The 14,739-nt window shown below is 68.7% G+C and carries 14 protein-coding genes; 13 read left to right on the plus strand and 1 reads right to left on the minus strand.

The annotated features are described in order from the left end of the window. Position 1: 1 nt before the first annotated feature. Genes NQ151_RS10205 through NQ151_RS10215 form a run of 3 tightly spaced genes read left to right on the plus strand, consistent with a single transcriptional unit; the run spans position 2 to position 3,656 of the window. The gene (locus NQ151_RS10205; RefSeq protein WP_257528008.1) at positions 2 to 943 is read left to right on the plus strand and encodes an ABC transporter permease; all 942 of its coding nucleotides are present in this window, start codon (positions 2 to 4) and stop codon (positions 941 to 943) included. Next, positions 940 to 2,856 carry a dipeptide/oligopeptide/nickel ABC transporter permease/ATP-binding protein gene (locus tag NQ151_RS10210; protein WP_257528009.1) on the plus strand — a complete coding sequence of 639 codons (1,917 nt, stop codon included), beginning with the start codon at positions 940 to 942 and terminating at the stop codon, positions 2,854 to 2,856. The genes NQ151_RS10205 and NQ151_RS10210 overlap by 4 nt, the downstream gene beginning before the upstream one ends. Beyond that, positions 2,853 to 3,656, plus strand: coding sequence for an ABC transporter ATP-binding protein (locus NQ151_RS10215; RefSeq protein ID WP_257507426.1), 804 nt, complete (start codon positions 2,853 to 2,855; stop codon positions 3,654 to 3,656). The genes NQ151_RS10210 and NQ151_RS10215 overlap by 4 nt, the downstream gene beginning before the upstream one ends. 19 nt (positions 3,657 to 3,675) lie before the next feature. Here the strand turns inward: NQ151_RS10215 and NQ151_RS10220 are convergent, their stop codons facing one another. Beyond that, positions 3,676 to 4,323 carry a TetR-like C-terminal domain-containing protein gene (locus NQ151_RS10220; RefSeq protein WP_257507425.1) on the minus strand — a complete coding sequence of 216 codons (648 nt, stop codon included), beginning with the start codon at positions 4,321 to 4,323 and terminating at the stop codon, positions 3,676 to 3,678. 104 nt (positions 4,324 to 4,427) lie between these two features. Here NQ151_RS10220 and NQ151_RS10225 point away from each other — a divergent pair, with 104 nt between their 5' ends. The 10 genes from NQ151_RS10225 (at position 4,428) to NQ151_RS10270 (ending at position 14,728) form a co-directional block, all read left to right on the plus strand. Continuing rightward, entirely contained in the window at positions 4,428 to 5,210 is a 783-nt protein-coding gene (locus NQ151_RS10225) for an SDR family NAD(P)-dependent oxidoreductase (protein WP_257528010.1), read from the plus strand. 1 nt (position 5,211) lies between these two features. After that, the gene (locus tag NQ151_RS10230) at positions 5,212 to 5,724 is read left to right on the plus strand and encodes a VOC family protein (RefSeq protein ID WP_257507423.1); all 513 of its coding nucleotides are present in this window, start codon (positions 5,212 to 5,214) and stop codon (positions 5,722 to 5,724) included. Positions 5,725 to 5,738: 14 nt separating this feature from the next. Beyond that, positions 5,739 to 7,115, plus strand: a complete 1,377-nt coding sequence (locus tag NQ151_RS10235) for an NADP-dependent succinic semialdehyde dehydrogenase (RefSeq protein ID WP_257528011.1) — start codon at positions 5,739 to 5,741, stop codon at positions 7,113 to 7,115. Positions 7,116 to 7,119: 4 nt separating this feature from the next. Next, positions 7,120 to 8,352, plus strand: a complete 1,233-nt coding sequence (locus NQ151_RS10240; protein ID WP_257528012.1) for a flavin reductase — start codon at positions 7,120 to 7,122, stop codon at positions 8,350 to 8,352. A gap of 96 nt (positions 8,353 to 8,448) precedes the next feature. Then, the gene (locus tag NQ151_RS10245) at positions 8,449 to 9,381 is read left to right on the plus strand and encodes an SDR family NAD(P)-dependent oxidoreductase (RefSeq protein ID WP_257507420.1); all 933 of its coding nucleotides are present in this window, start codon (positions 8,449 to 8,451) and stop codon (positions 9,379 to 9,381) included. A gap of 70 nt (positions 9,382 to 9,451) precedes the next feature. Beyond that, on the plus strand, positions 9,452 to 10,345 hold the full coding sequence (locus tag NQ151_RS10250) for an amidohydrolase family protein (RefSeq protein WP_257528013.1): 894 nt from the start codon (positions 9,452 to 9,454) through the stop codon (positions 10,343 to 10,345). Further along, entirely contained in the window at positions 10,342 to 11,526 is a 1,185-nt protein-coding gene (locus NQ151_RS10255) for an acyl-CoA dehydrogenase family protein (RefSeq protein WP_257528014.1), read from the plus strand. Before NQ151_RS10250 ends, NQ151_RS10255 begins: the two co-directional genes overlap by 4 nt. A gap of 20 nt (positions 11,527 to 11,546) precedes the next feature. Then, a complete protein-coding gene (locus NQ151_RS10260; RefSeq protein ID WP_257528015.1) occupies positions 11,547 to 12,002 on the plus strand; it encodes a MaoC family dehydratase in 456 nt (151 codons plus the stop codon). A gap of 139 nt (positions 12,003 to 12,141) precedes the next feature. Beyond that, on the plus strand, positions 12,142 to 13,128 hold the full coding sequence (locus tag NQ151_RS10265) for an ABC transporter substrate-binding protein (RefSeq protein WP_257507416.1): 987 nt from the start codon (positions 12,142 to 12,144) through the stop codon (positions 13,126 to 13,128). Between the two features lie 70 nt (positions 13,129 to 13,198). Continuing rightward, positions 13,199 to 14,728, plus strand: coding sequence for an acyl-CoA synthetase (locus NQ151_RS10270; protein ID WP_257528016.1), 1,530 nt, complete (start codon positions 13,199 to 13,201; stop codon positions 14,726 to 14,728). The last annotated feature ends 11 nt before the right edge of the window (positions 14,729 to 14,739 follow it).

The raw sequence follows: 14,739 nt of genomic DNA on the forward strand, positions 1-14,739 counted from the left end.
CATGACCCGCCTCATTCTGGGACGCCTCGCACTTGCCGTGCCGCTGCTGTTCATCGTCTCCTTCCTCACCTTCCTCCTCATCGCCATCGCGCCGGGGGACCCCGCCGCGACGGTGCTGGGCAACGCCGCCACCCCCGAATGGGTCGCGGAGGTGCGCACTCAGCTGGGCCTCGATCAGCCGCTCCTCCTGCAGTACTGGAACTGGCTGACTGCCGCGCTGCACGGCGACCTCGGAGTGTCTTTGCTGACCGCTCAGCCTGTGCTGGACACGATCGGCCAGCGCATCGGGGTCACCCTCAGCCTCGTCCTCGCCGCGCTCGCCCTGTCCACGATCGGCGGCGTCCTGATCGGCATGCTGGGTGCGCTGCGCGGGGGGTGGCTGAGCCGCGCGCTCGAGTGGGCGGCGGTCGTCGTCTCGGCGATCCCGCCCTTCTGGCTCGGCTTCCTCCTGATCGCCTGGTTCGCCCTTCAGATGCCTCTCCTGCCGGCAACCGGATACGTCCCGCCGACGCAGTCGATCGACGGCTGGATCCGTTCGCTCATCCTCCCGGTGGCGACCTTGGTGGCCGCACCCCTGGTGGGAATCGCGAAGCAGACCAAGGACTCCATGCAGGAGGCCCTCGCCAAGGACTTCGTCGCGGCGCTGCGCGCGGACGGCAGGTCCGAGATGCGCATCATCTGGGCGCATGTGCTCAAGAGCGCAGCGATTCCCATCGTCACCATCGTGGGCGTGTTCTTCATCGCCATGATCGGAGGCACCGTCTTCGCCGAGACGGTCTTCTCCCTCCCGGGTCTGGGCACCCTGGTGGTCGGCGCGGCGCAGACCGGTGACTTCCCCCTCGTGCAGGGGGTCGTCGTCGTACTCTGCCTCGGTGTGGTCATCGTCAACCTCGTCGTAGAGATGCTCTACGGCTGGCTCAACCCGAAGGCGAGAATGTCATGACGATGACCCGCTCCCTCGTCATCCCCCGACGCCGAGCCGTACGAAGCCCGTTCTCCCGACTGATCCGCCGCCCTGCCGCGATCGTCTCCGGTGCGGTGTTGGCCGTCGTCATCATCGCGTGCCTGCTCGCTCCGGTCCTCCCCTTGCCCGACCCCAACCAGGTCGACCTGCTCGCCGCGCTGGCCGCCCCCAGCGCTGAGCACCCGCTCGGCACGGACCAGCTGGGCCGCGACCTCCTCAGCCGCCTGCTGTTCGGCGGCATCCCGTCGCTCGGCTACGCAAGTGTCGTCCTCATCGTCGCCCTGCTCTTGGGCGTCCCGCTGGGGATCCTCGCCGGTTTCCAGGGCGGCTGGTGGGACCGGGTCATCACGACGAGCGCCGATATCGGCCTGGCCATGCCGGTGCTGGTCATGACCATCGTCATCCTGAGCGTGTTCGACGGCGTTTTCCTGGTCGCCATGGTGCTGCTCGGCGTGCTGATGTCCCCACCGGTTGTGCGCAACATCCGGGGCGCCGTGATCGCCGTGCGCCGGGAGAACTTCGTCGACGCGGCTCGAGTGGCGGGCCTCCCGCCCCTGAAGATCATGGCCTCGCACATCCTGCCGCGCATCGTCGGCCCTCTGCTCGTCCAGGCGACGCTGATCGCCGGAGTCGGCGTCGCGTTCACCGTAGGCCTCGCCTTCCTCGGATTCGGCCCGCAGCCTCCGGACGCGACGTGGGGCGGCATGATCCAGGATGCCGTCCTCGCCCTTTCCCGGTCGCAGGGACCCATGATCGTCGCCGGCGCCGCCGTGGCGGTCACCGTGCTGGCACTGAACGTCCTCGGTGACACCCTGCGGGAGGCGAGCGTTGACCCGTGGACGGGCGCGTCCCGCAAGGCCGCGATCGCCACCCGTCCCGCCAAGGTCGAGGCCGGCTCCGCGCTCGTCTCAGTCCGCGACCTCGACGTGCACTACACGGCCGGGTCACGAGACGCCCTCGTGGTCGACGGCATCAGCTTCGACATCGCCCCGGGGGAAGCCGTGGGGCTGGTCGGCGAGTCCGGGTGCGGCAAATCCACGGTGGCGCGGGCGCTCGCGCGCATCCTGCCGGCAGCCGGCCGAACCACCGGCGGCGGGGTTCGCTTCCGCGACCAGGCCGTGCTCGAACTCACCGGCAAAGAACTGCGCACCTACCGCGGAGGTTCCGTCGCCTACGTCTTCCAGGACCCGATGGCGACCCTGGAGCCCACAATCCGGGTCGGCCAGCTGCTCGCCCAGGTCCTTCGCCTGCATCACGACATCACCAAGCGCGAGGCGCGGACGCGCGCACTCGACCTGCTCCGTCGCGTGCAGATCACCGACGCGGAGACGATCGCCCGACGGTACCCGCACGAGCTTTCCGGGGGCCTCGCGCAGCGCGTCGCGATCGCACGGGCGATCGCGGGCGAGCCTGATCTCCTCATTGCGGATGAGCCGACGACCGCTCTCGACGCCTCCATCCGGCTGGGCGTGCTGGACCTGCTGCGCAGCCTGCAGCAGGAGTCCGGCATGGCGCTCCTGATCGTCAGTCACGACTGGGACGTGATCCGCCACCTCTGCGACCGGGCCATGGTGATGTACTCCGGGCAGATTTCCGAGGAGGGCCGAGTCGACGACCTGCTCGAGCACAGCGCGCACCCCTACACGCGGGCGCTGCTGGCCTGCCGGCCCCGCGCCGACGCCGACCGTTCCCTACCGCTCGTGTCCACACCCGGGCAGGTCGCCGCCCCGGGATCATGGCCGAGCGGCTGCCGGTTCGCCCCGCGATGCCCGATCGCGCGGGTCGAGTGCCGGAGTGCACCGGTTCCCCTGTTCGACCTCCCGGGCGACCAGGCGAGTCGCTGTCTGTTCGCGCACGAGGTCCGTGCCCAGACCGTGGAGGTCGCCCGATGACTGCTGACTCACTGCTCCGGGTGGAAGATCTCACGGTCGACTACGGCTCTGGCCGACGGCGACATCGGGCCGTCGACAGCGTGAGCTTCGAGATCGCAGAGGGCGAGACGCTGGGTCTGCTCGGCGAATCCGGCTCGGGCAAGTCGACGATCGGGCGGGCCCTTCTGGGACTCGCACCCATCACCTCGGGGAGGATCTTCTTCCGCGGGACAGAACTGTCGGCATTGTCGGCGGCCCGCCGCCGGGCGTTCGGCTCACAGATCCGTGCGGTGTTCCAGGACCCCAACAGCACGCTGAACCCCGTCAAACGCGTCCGGAGCGCATTACTGGAGGGCATCCCTCGCACGGAGCGAGATGCGACGACGCGGATCCAGGACCTCCTCGACCGGATGGGTCTGCCCGCGGGCGCCGCGGACAGCTTCCCCGCCGCATTCTCCGGCGGTCAACGTCAGCGCATCGCCATCGCACGAGCGATGATGAGTCGTCCCGCCCTGGTCGTCTGCGATGAGCCGGTGACGGCGCTGGACGTGTCGGTCCAGGCCCAGGTACTGAACCTGCTGCGCGAGGTGCAGCGCGACACCGGCGTGAGCTTCCTGTTCATCGGCCACGACATCGAGATCGTCCGCTTCATGTCCGAGCGCATCGCCGTCCTGCAGCATGGCCGGATCGTGGAGATCGGCGCCGCGGACGACGTCGTGCGGTCGCCCCAGCACCTGTACACGAAGGAGCTCGTGGCCGCGATGCTCGCCACCGGTGAGCGCCCGGAGCCTCTCGAGCGTGCGGTCGGCGTCACTCAGTGACGGCGCCCCGACGCGGCAGTCAGGAATCCTCGGACGGCTCCCGCGACGCGGTGGCGAGGGGAAGCAGGATATCGTCCAGCAGGTAGTCCAGGAAGGCGTCGTCGATCGGCTCGTTCCAGACCGCGCGGTGGTGCATGATCGGCAATGCGATGTCCGGCACGAGGTCGAGGTTGACCCCGGGGCCGACCTCGCCGCGAGCGATCGCTCGCATGAGAGGTCGTTGGGTTGCCTCCCGCACACTCTCCTGCGTCTCCTGCCGCATGAGACGGAAGACCGTCTCATCGCGCTGCGCCCCGTCCAGCAGGGCGATGATGAGCCGGCGGTTCTCTCGGAGCATCTGCGCTGCCCCATCCAGGATCACGCGAAGTTCCGGCCGCAGGGCACCCAGGTCACCAGGGTCGCTCGGACGCTGACCGCCGAAGGACATTTCGATCGCCTCGCGGATGAGGTCCACCTTGGTGGGCCAGCGCCGGTACAAGGTCGCTTTGGATGCCTTCGCGGCCGCGGCGATCGCGTCGACGGTGACGCCCTCGATGCCGCGCGCCGCCACGAGCTCGAGAACGACCCGCTGGATGTCTTCGCGCCGTTCCTCGCCGCGCGACCGTGCGGCGCCCTTCGCCTTCGGCTTCACGTTGCTCATGCTGGTCCCGCCCTTCGCTTCACTCACCCCCCGAGCGTAGTCTCAAGAACCGTCGCGTACTGCCTCCCGCGCCTCAGTAGAGCGGGACCCGCGCGCTTATATACGAAACCGTTTCGTTCTATAGTTGTCGCATGGCCGATAATGTGACCGCTGCTGAGCTGTTCTCCCTGCACGGGCAGGTCGCGATCGTGACCGGAGCGACAACCGGACTCGGGCGGGAGACGGCACGCCTTCTCGCTTCCGCAGGAGCCACGACGGTGCTGAGCGGCCTGGCTTCGGAGCATCCCGAGCGCGTCGCCGCGCAATTCGCCGACAGTGGGCTGCCGATCGTGGGGCGCGTCTGCGACGTATCCTCCGCCGAAGAAGTGGCCGCGCTCGTCGACGCCACACACGCAGAGTTCGGCCGTATCGACACCGTGTTCGCCAACGCGGGCATCTCCCTCGAGGATCGGCCGAGCGACCTGTCATCGGATGAGAAGTTCGACCGGATGTTCGACGTCAATGTCCGCAGCGTCCTGCACCTGGCCGCGTGCGCCCTCCCCCGGATGGCCGCCGGCGGCGGAGGTGCCTTCATCATCATGTCGAGCCTGGCCGGGATCCGTGGCAACACCAAGATTCCCGTCTACGGCCTCACCAAGGCCGCGAACGCCCAGCTCGCCCGGAACCTCGCGGTCGAGTGGGGACCGTCCGGCATTCGAGTGAACTCCATCGCCCCAGGGGTCATCCAGACCGATTTCGCGAAAGTGATAACCGAGGGCCCCCACCGCGAAGCACGGCTTGCGAAGACGCCGATGCGTCGATTCGGCGAGCCCTACCATGTAGCCGGCACGGTGCTGTGGCTCGCTTCCGCGGCGGGATCCTTCACGTCCGGTCAGAACATCGTCGTCGACGGTGGAACGGTCATCGGAGACTGACATGAAGATCTTCCAGTACGCCTACACCAGCCCCGACATCGAGGCGACAGCGCGGGCCTGGACCGAGACGCTGGGCGTCGGCCCGTGGACGGTGCGCGGACCCTTCACTGCCCCGGATGCCACCTACCAGGGCGAGCCGTTCCGGGCGAGCCTCACCGTGGCGCGGACGTTCGACGGCCCCGTCATGATCGAGCTGATCCAGCAGCACGACGACCACCCATCGATCTTCCGCGACGCGGTCCGCTCCCGCGGCCACGGGTTCCATCACGTCGCGATCACGAGTCCGCCCGACCAGTTCGACGAGCGCGCCGCGGGCCTCGTGGCCGTCGGCGGGCCCGCCACCTTCGAGGACGTGCTCCCCAACGGAGCACGCGTCGCCTTCTTCCCCGGCGCGCCGGGGTCTGCCGGGCTGATCGAGCTCGTGGAGCTCACCCCTGCGCAGGCCGCCGCCCTCGAGGATCTGCGTGCCATGTGCGCCGGCTGGGACGGCACCGACCCCTGGCGCACCGCCTGAACCCGAGGAGAACCATGACCATCGCCACCATCGACCCGCGTACGGGTGAACTCGTGGCCGAGTTCGCGCCGCACGATGCCAGCGAGGTCGAACGGCGCATCGCCGCGGCGCAGTCCGCGTTCGAGACGCTGCGCGAGACCGCTCTCGACCAACGTGCACAGTGGATGCGGCACTCGGCGGACCTGTTGGAGGCCGATGCAGACGCGGTCGCCGGCCTGCTGACCCTCGAGATGGGCAAGCCCATCTCCCAGGCGCGCGCGGAAGTCGCCAAGTGCGCGAAAGCGATGCGGTTCTACGCGGAGCGCGCGGAGGGCTTCCTTGCGGACGAACCGCTGGCCGATCCCTCCGTCGTCGGAGCCCGCATGGCCACCGTCGTATACGAGCCGCTCGGGGTCGTGCTTGCCGTCATGCCCTGGAACTATCCGCTGTGGCAGGTGGTCCGCTTCGCCGCGCCGGCACTGATGGCGGGGAACGCGGGTCTGCTCAAGCACGCCTCGAATGTGCCCCAGGCCGCCCTGTATCTCGACACGCTGTTCCACCGAGGCGGCTTCCCGGAGGGGGCCTTCGGTGCTCTGCTCATCGGTTCCGGTGCGGTGGAAGCGGTCATCCGCGACCCGCGGGTGCGCGCCGTGACCATCACCGGCTCCGAGCCGGCGGGTCGCTCCGTCGCAGCGACAGCCGGCAGCGAGATCAAGAAGAGCGTGACCGAGCTGGGTGGCTCCGACCCGTTCATCGTGATGCCGTCCGCCGACCTCGAAACCGCCGTCGCCACGGCCGTCACTGCGCGGTTCACCAACAACGGGCAGAGCTGCGTATGCGCGAAGCGGTTCATCGTGCACGCCGACGTGTTCGACGAATTCGTCCGCCGCTTCTCGGAGCGCGTCGCCGCCCTCACGATGGGGGACCCCGCGGACGAGAGCGTGGACGTCGGGCCCCTCGCCACTCGTGCCGGAAGGGACGAACTGGCTGAGCTGGTCGACGACGCGATCGCGAAAGGCGCGCGCGTGCTGGTCGGCGGAGGCGTCCCCGACGAGCGGGGCTGGTTCTACCCGCCCACCGTGCTCACGGACCTGTCCGGTGACATGCGCCTCGTCCTCGAGGAGGCCTTCGGTCCGGTGGCGTCGGTGTATCGCGTCGCGGACCGCGACGAGGCCATCCGCATCGCCAACCAGACACCCTTCGGGCTGAGTTCGTCCGTGTGGACGCGGGACGCGGACGAAGAGGACTTCTTCGTCCTCCGGCTGGACGCGGGCGCGGTGTTCGTCAACGGCATGACCGTGTCGTTTCCGGAACTGCCGTTCGGGGGAAGTAAGAACTCCGGCTACGGACGGGAACTCGCCGCGCAGGGGATGCGAGAGTTCACCAACGTCAAAACCGTGTGGAAGGCCTAGCACTGTGACACGAACGGCAGAAGACGGCGTCGAGCGAACCGAGTGGTGGAAGGCCGTGCTCGGTGAGTACCCGACCGCGGTCTCGCTGATCACCGCGCTCGGACCGACGGGGGAGCCCGTCGGCATGATCGTCGGCAGTTTTGTCGCCGTGAGCCAGGACCCGCCACTGATTGGATTCTTCGGCGACGACTCCTCCGCGAGCTTCGCGAAGGTCGTCGACGCCGACCGCTTCGCGGTGAGCGTGCTGGGCGAACGGCAGGACGATATCCTGCGCTCCTTCATCCGCAAGGAAGCCGAGCGCTTCGAACAGCCGGGACTCATCCGCACCGCACACGGAATCCCGCGCCTGGACGATGCTGTCGCCTGGTTCGAAGCACGTACGGAGAGAGTCGAGCGGTTCGGCGACCACCGATTCGTCGTCGGGCGTGTCGAGAAGTTCGGCGTCGGGACGCGCGATGCCGGCGATCCACTCCTCTACCGCCGTGGCGGCTTCGGCGCCTTCGCGATCCCCGCCGACGCGGTCGATGCCCGGCTCGTCGGCGACCGTCTGGCTGCGGCTCGCGCAGCATCGGACGCTCTCACGTCGGTCGCCGACCGGATCGGGCGGGACATCGCCATCACGACGCTGGTCGGCGAGTCGGTCGTGGTGCTGGCCATCGTTCCGGCTTCGGTGGGCGTCGCCGGCCGCGACGAGCTGGAGGCGAAGGAACGACGGGTGCGCTCGATCGGCGTCTCCCTGCCTTTTGCCGCGCCGATCGAACCGGTGTTCGCGGCATGGGCCCCGCAGCGCGATCGTTCGCTGTGGATCGAGCGCGCCCGGCACCTTGTCGGCGCGGTCGATCGGCGCAGCGTGGAAGCCCAGCTGGCGGCGATCCGGGAGCGCGGGTTCGGGATCTCGGTAGACCGGGATCTCACCGATCGCTTCTACAGCATGCTCACCGATCCCGCCGCCGAGCGCGACTCCTACGCGAAAGTGTGGAGCGAATACGCCTCCCGTACCATCGAGAACATCACTCCGGGGCTCGCCGCGGACGACATCGCGGCGGTACAGGTACCCGTCTTCGACGGTGCGGGAGAGGTCGTGCTCGTGCTGACGGTGAGTGACCTCGAACCCGGCAGCGGAGGCCGGAGTCTCGACGACCTCGCGCAGGCTCTCGTGACGGCCGGACGAACCCTCTCGGCGCAGCTCGCCGTCAACGCGCCGGCACCCGATGGAGCACTCCTCGCCGGTGCATGAGCGCGGCTCCGCCCCCGCCCAGATCCAGCGTCCCCGCTCAAATAATTGACATTCTCAACAATGGGGAGTTTCATGTGAGCAACCGAAGGAGCTTGCATGTCACTCGAAGGCAAAGTCGCCATCATCACCGGGTCCGGTCGCGGACTCGGGCTCGCCTACGCGCAGGAACTCGCTCGCCAGGGCGCATCGGTCGTCGTGAACGACGTCGATGAGACGATCGCCGCCGAAGCGGTCGAGTCCATCGTGTCCGCCGGCGGCAAGGCCGTCGCCGTGGTCGCGCCGGTGGGACCCACCGACACGGCGAAGCAATTGGTGCAGACCGCAGTGGACGCGTTCGGAGGCGTGGACATCCTCGTCACCAACGCCGGCGTGCTGCGCGACACCGTGCTGTGGAAGATGAGCGACGACGACTTCGACCTCGTCATCGGCGTGCACCTGCGTGGCACGTTCACGTGCGTGCGGGAAGCGGCCACCTACATGCGCGAGAACGCCGTCGCAGGGCGCATCATCTGCATCGGCTCTCCCACGGGCCAACGAGGCAACTTCGGGCAGACCAACTACGCCGCCGCCAAAGCCGGCATCGCCGGAATGGTGCGCACCTGGGCCCTCGAGCTGAAGAAGGCGGGGATCACCGCCAACACCGTCATCCCCGTCGCCGCCACCGCGATGACCGCCACCGTGCCGTACTTCGCCGCCGCCGTCGCCGCGGATGCCGCGGGTGAGGCGATGCCGGAGTTCTTCCGCCACGACCTCGGCTTCGGCACCGCCGACGACGTCGCCGGGCTCATCGCATATCTGGCATCGGATGCCGCCGCCGGCATCACCGGCCAGGCCATCGGCGTCGGCGGCGACCGCCTGCAGGTGTGGTCGCACCCCGAGCCCATCGTCACGGCGTACCGCGAGGGGGGCTGGACGTTCGACGCCCTCACCGAATCAGGCGAGGCACTGCTGGGCGGCAACCTGCAGAGCGTCGGTGAGAAGTTCCCACCCCTGCCGGAGGAGCTCCAGCAGCCTGCGCCCACCGCCTGATCCGAGCCCTCCGCGGCGGCACGACCCCGCAGCACAGGCACCCCCTGCACCCCCTCGCAATGGAGCGACAGTGACCCGGTACTCTCCCGCAATCGACCTCGACGCGATCACCGCGATCGACGTGCACGTGCACATCGAGATCGACCCGCACGGGCACTCGTCCCTTCCAGACGACCTCGCCGAGGCCGCGTCGACCTACTTCAGCGCCGACGGCCCGCGCCCGGACCTCGACGGGATCGCCGCGTACTACCGCGAGCGGCGGATGGCTGCGGTCGTGTTCACGGTCGACTCCGAGACGAACCTCGGCCACGCCCCGATCTCCAGCGCCGGCATCGCCGAAGGCGCAGCGCGTAACAACGACGTGCTCATCCCCTTCGGCTCCGTCGACCCCCGCAAGGGCGACGCGGCGATCACGCAGGCGCGCCGCCTCATCGAGGACAGCGGCGTGCGCGGGTTCAAGTTCCACCCCACCGTGCAGGGGTTCGATCCCTCGGATCCGATTCACTTCCCGCTGTACCGGGTGCTGCAGGATGCCGGCGTCGTCGCACTGTTCCACACCGGCCAGACCGGGATCGGTGCGGGGATGCCGGGTGGGCGCGGGTTCCGGCTGGGCCTGTCCAACCCGATGCTGTTGGACGTCGTGGCCGCCGAGCACCCCGACCTGCAGATCATCATGGCCCACCCGTCGGTGCCGTGGCAGGACGAGGCACTGTCGGTGGCGACCCACAAGCACAACACCTGGATCGACCTGTCCGGCTGGAGCCCCAAGTACTTCCCCGCCGAGCTGGTCCGCTACGCCAACTCGATGCTGAAGAAGCGCGTGCTGTTCGGGTCGGACTTCCCCATGATCACGCCCGACCGGTGGATCCGTGACGCCGAGCACGCCGCCTTCAAGCCGGAAGTGCTCCCCGGGATCATGAAGGACAACGCCGCGCGACTGCTGGGACTCGGGGACACATCGTGAAGACCGCCCCCGGCCCGCTCGGCTTCGACCCCTACGGGTTCGCCGAAACGCACCTGACTCCGGCTGCCCGCGCGGCACTGGTCGAGCTCGCCGACGTGCTGAAACGCGACGTCACACCGCTCATGCGCGACGCGTGGGAGTCGGCGACGATGCCAGATGGCGTGCTCGGGGCGCTCATTCCGCTGCACCTCATGGACCCCACCGGTGTCGAGCACCGGGAGGCGACGTCGTCGGTGTTCTCCGGCTTCCGCACCTTCGTCCTCGCCCGCGCGGACGTGTCGGTCGCGACGATGTACAACGCGCAATCGGGGCTCTTCCGTGCCACGGTCGCGCTGGGCGGTTCACCCGACCAGGCACAGCGCATGGATGCCGACGTGCGCTCGTTCGCTCTGAAGGGGGTATTCGCGCTCACCGAACCCGACCATGGCTCCGATATCGCCGGCGGGCTGGCCACGACCGCGCGCCGAGACGGCGACGGCTGGGTCATCGACGGCGCGAAGCGGTGGATCGGCGGTGCGGCCTCCGCCGACGTGCTGGCGGTGTTCGCCCGCAACGTCGCCGACGGCGAGGTGAAGGCGTTCCTCGTGCCCCGCACCGCCGCCGGCGTCCGCCTCGAGACGATCGAGGGCAAGGTGTCGCTGCGTCCGATGCAGAACGCCGTCATCCACCTCGACGGCGTGCGCATCGGCGAGAGCGACCGACTGCAGGGTGTGAACTCGTGGCGCGACGTCACCGCGATCCTGCGCACGATGCGCTCGGACGCGGCCTGGATCGCCGCCGGGCTGCAATCCGGGGCGCTGGAGGCAGCCGTGCGCTACGTCACCGCACGTGAGCAGTTCGGCCGGCCGGTGGGCGGCTTCCAGCTCGTGCAGGAGAAACTCGCCCGCATGCTCGGCAACACCGTCGCCTCGCTCGGTATGGCGGTGCAGCTGTCCGCGCGGCAGGATGCCGGCATGGTCACCGACGAGAACTCGGCGCTGGCGAAGCTGCAGACCGCACGGCTGGCCCGTGAAACCGTCGCCCTCGGCCGCGAGGCCCTCGGCGGCAACGGCATCCTGCTCGAGCACGACGTCGCCCGCTTCTTCGCCGATGCGGAAGCGGTCTATTCGTACGAGGGCACGCACGAGATCAATGCCCTCATCGTCGGGCGGGGCCTCACCGGCCAGTCCGCATTCGTCTGATCCCGACCCAAGGAGAACCCATGACCACCACCATCGCCTACGCCGACCTGCCCTCGCTCGTCGGGGCCGACCTCGGCTACTCCGACTGGCTCGACATCACGCAGGAACGCGTGAACACGTTCGCCGACGCGACCGATGACCACCAGTGGATCCACACCGACCCCGAGCGCGCGAAGGACGGCCCGTTCGGCGCACCCATCGCCCACGGCTTCCTCACGCTGTCGCTGCTCATTCCGCTGTGGACCGAACTGCTCGAGGTGGAAGGCGCGGGAACCAAGGTCAACTACGGGCTGGACAAGGTCCGCTTCGTCTCCCCCGTCCCGGTGGGCTCCCGCATCCGTCTGACCGGCACGATCGCCGACGTCGCCGAGGTCGCCGGCGGCTACCAGCTCACCGTCGACATCACGATCGAGACGGAGGGCGGCACGAAGCCCGCCGTCGTCGCGCGCAGCCTGCAGCGCCTGTACGCCGCCTGACCACACCACAACTCCACAGCCACACCACAACCCGACAGCCCACACCACAAAACTGAAAATTGCGCTGTACCCGCCGCCTGCGGCGGTTTCTGCACCATCCGTCAGTGACAAAGGAGTTTCTGAGATGCGCAATCTACGAATGACAGCCGTCGCCGCGATGGCGGTGGCGGGGCTGATGCTGACCGCCTGCGCCGGCAGCGGCTCACTCAGCGGCGAGACCGAAGAGCCGGGCGGGGGCGGCGAGGGCACCGAGGAGCTCACGCCGGTGACCGTCGGGCTCATCCCCATCGCGGCATCCGCCGCAGTGCAGATGGGCATCGACGCCGGGGTGTTCGAAGAGCAGGGCCTCGACGTGTCCGTCCAGATCGGCCAGGGGGGCGCCGCGCTGCTGCCGGCCGTCTCGAACGGCGACATCGAGTTCGCAGTCGGCAACCCGCTGTCGGTGCTCGTGGCCGCCAGCCAGGGCCTGGAGATGAGCATCATCGCGGGCTTTTCCAGCGTGGACGTCCCCGCCGACATGCTGCCGACCGGCGTGATCGTCAAGGAGGACTCCGGCATCACGACCTGGAAGGACCTCGAGGGCAAGAAGGTCGCCGTCAACGCCTTCAACACGCAGGGCGACCTCGCCATCATGGAGTCCGTCGCACTCGACGGCGGCGACCCGGCGGCGGTGGAGTTCACCGAGCTCGCCTTCCCTGACCAGCTCCCGCAGCTCGAGCAGGGCAACATCGATGCCGCCTGGATGCCGGATCCGTTCTTCGGCGCCGGTGCGGCCACCGAGGGCATGACCGTGCTCGGCGAACCGATGGGCAACGCGATCCCCGGGCTTGCGTCGATGGTGACATTCACCTCGACGGCGTACGCCGAGGAGAACCCGGAGATCGTCGAGAAGTTCCGCGCCGGCATCGCTGAGTCGCTCGAGATGGCGATGGCCGACACCGATGGCTACCGCGAGGTCGTGGTGACCTTCACCGGAATGGATGCCGAGGTCGTCGAGAACATCAACTTCGAGCACCTCTCCGCCGATCTGGACGAGTCGATCATCGAGGACCTCTCCGCCCTCGCTCTGAAGTACGAGTTCCTCGAGCAGGAGCCGGACCTGGAACAGGTTCTGCTCCTGAACTGACCCGGCGGCCCCGTCGCCGCTCCGGCGGCGGCGGGGCGTCACCGATCGATTGACTTCGAAAGAGGCCGTTGTGCACAACCAAGGCATCGGGACCTGGATCTCCCGTCGCAGCGAGCGTTCGCTGGACGACGTCGCGATCTCGTTCCGCGACGAGACGGTGGGCTACCGCACGCTCGCCCACCGCATCCGCCTGCTCGCCGCGGCCCTCGCCGACCGCGGTGTCTCAGCGGGCGACCGGGTCGCCTACCTCGGCAACAACCACCCTTCTTTCCTCGAGTCGCTGTTCGCCACGGCGACCCTCGGTGCGATCTTCGTGCCGCTGAACTCCCGCCTGGCCGCTCCCGAGATCGAGTTCGCCCTCGAGGACTCCGGATCCACGACCCTCATCCTGCACGCCGACCTGCGTGACCGCGCTCGCTCCGGCGCCTGGTCCACCGGCGTCACCCGGCGGATCATCGTCGAGGCCGACGCCTACCCCGCGGTCGAGTCGTACGACGAGGTGATCGCGTCGGGGGTGGATCGCGAGATCGACGTTCCCGTCACTCTCGACGACCCGGCGATCATCCTCTACACCTCCGGCACCACCGGGCATCCGAAGGGAGCCGTCCTCACTCACGGCAACCTCACCTGGAACTGCTTCAACGCCATCGTCGATTACGGCATCCACGCCGCCGAACGCGTGCTGCTGATCTCTCCCCTGTTCCACGTCGCCTCGCTGAGCATGGGGGCCCTGCCCGTACTTCTGCAGGGCGGCCAGGTCATCCTGCACGAGAAGTTCGATCCCGCCGGGGTGCTCCACACGGTAGCCGCGGAGCACGTGACGATGCTCGCGGGGGTGCCGACGACCTTCCAGATGCTGCAGGAGCATCCGGACTGGGACACCACCGACATCAGCAGCCTGCAGCACCTCACCTGCGGCGGCTCCACCATGCCGGAACGGATGCTGGAGGCGTACGAGAAGCGGGGCCTGTCCTTCTCCTGCGGCTACGGCATGACCGAGACCTCCCCCGGCGCAACGGCCATGCCGCCGCGGATGTCGAAGGTGAAGATGGGGTCGTCGGGGATCAAGCACTTCTTCACCGATGTGAAGGTCGTGGACGAACAGGGCGTCACGGTGCCCGCCGGAATGGTCGGGGAGATCCTGGTGAGCGGACCCAACGTGATCAAGGAGTACTGGCGCCGCCCGGAAGCCACCGCGGCCGCGTTCGTGGACGGCTGGTTCCGCTCCGGCGACCTCGGTTCGATGGACGAGGAGGGGTACCTTCGCGTCTCGGATCGCCTGAAGGACATGATCATCTCGGGCGGGGAGAACATCTACTCGGCGGAGGTCGAGGGAGTCATCATGGAGATCCCCGAGATCTCGTCGGTCGCCCTCATCGGTGTCGCGGACGACAAGTGGGGCGAGGTGCCGCTGGCCGTGGTGAGCCTGAAAGAAGGGGCTCACCTGCCCGCCGAGGCGATCGCCCGGCACCTGGACGGCCGACTGGCCAAGTACAAGATCCCCACCCGGGTGGTCTTCACCGAAGAACTGCCGAGAACGGCCAGCGGAAAAGTGCGCAAGGCCGATCTGCGTGCGCGCTACGGCTCCGGGACGCCCTGAGCTGAGTCCAC

It is taken from the genome of Microbacterium sp. zg-YB36 (genome assembly GCF_024623575.2).
Taxonomy (GTDB): Bacteria; Actinomycetota; Actinomycetes; order Actinomycetales; family Microbacteriaceae; genus Microbacterium.